Source organism: Streptomyces sp. NPDC104831, assembly GCF_055583025.1.
Genome location: NZ_JBVJOT010000120.1, coordinates 7,817 through 8,655, shown reverse-complemented (window position 1 = coordinate 8,655; position 839 = coordinate 7,817). Strand labels below are relative to the sequence as shown.

The following is an 839-nucleotide window of genomic DNA, read 5'->3' as shown; positions in this document are numbered from 1 at the left end:
CCCGCCCCGGCCCCACCCACACCCCCCCCCCCCCCCCCCCCCCCACCATACCCCCCCCCCCCCCCCCCCCCAACCCCCCCCCCCCCCCCCCCCCCCCCCCCCCCCCCGCTTCGCTATGAACCGTGCTCCTCATGTCGAGTGCCGGCATCTACCAGCGATACCAGCGCCCCTTGCGGCCCGAACCGTCCGCGGACCGGACGACGAAGCCCAGGAGCCACAGGACCAGTACGATCACCGCGATCCACCACAGAGCCTTCAACGCGAAGCCCGCGCCGAAGAGGATCAGGGCGAGCAGAAGAACCAGAAGCAGGGGAACCATTGCTATCAACCTCCTGGCCACCGGATGCCCTTAGGTCGCCCCTACAAGCACACAAAATGCGAGTTACTTTCACGGGATGAGGGGAATCCGCACCCACCGCACGGTTCCCGCTCCCGGCCGTCCGATGCACCACGGCGACACCTCGGCGACCATTCGGTGCGTGCCCGCGATCGGGGGTTTGCCTGCGCCGTGCCGGGTCATGCGCCAGCCAGGACCACCTACCGAGACGGAGGAGGGTTGGCAGTATGACCGCCAGCGAGAAGGCGCGGGCCAAGGCCGAGCAGGCCGTCGGCAAGGTCGCCCAAGCGGCCGGACGAGCCACCGGCAACGCCGAGCTGATCGCCAAGGGCCGCGCCGCCGAGGCCCTCGGCAAGTCCCGCGAGGCCAAGGAATCGGTGAAGGAGACCGGTCGCGGCTGACCGGCGCGAAGCACACCCGGCACTGGGGGGGGGGGGGGGGGGGGGGGGGGGGGGGGGGGGGGGGGGGGTGGGGGGGGGGGCGGGAGAGAAGGGGGAAGAAA

2 protein-coding genes are annotated in these 839 nt (G+C 72.2%); one reads left to right on the top strand and one right to left on the bottom strand.

All coding sequences use genetic code 11. The features are described from left to right. Positions 1 to 148: 148 nt before the first annotated feature. A complete protein-coding gene (locus ACZ63H_RS38175) occupies positions 149 to 319 on the bottom strand; it encodes a DUF5670 family protein (protein ID WP_469873056.1) in 171 nt (56 codons plus the stop codon). Positions 320 to 564: 245 nt separating this feature from the next. Between ACZ63H_RS38175 and ACZ63H_RS38170 the strand changes: the two genes are divergently transcribed. Further along, positions 565 to 738 (top strand): CsbD family protein, encoded by a 174-nt coding sequence (locus ACZ63H_RS38170; RefSeq protein ID WP_469873055.1) that lies wholly within the window; start codon positions 565 to 567, stop codon positions 736 to 738. Positions 739 to 839: the final 101 nt, after the last annotated feature.

Bases quoted from the DNA above. Each gene is read 5' to 3' on its own strand.
- ACZ63H_RS38175 (WP_469873056.1), bottom strand. From the start codon at position 319: ATGGTTCCCCTGCTTCTGGTTCTTCTGCTCGCCCTGATCCTCTTCGGC.
- ACZ63H_RS38170 (WP_469873055.1), top strand. From the start codon at position 565: ATGACCGCCAGCGAGAAGGCGCGGGCCAAGGCCGAGCAGGCCGTCGGC.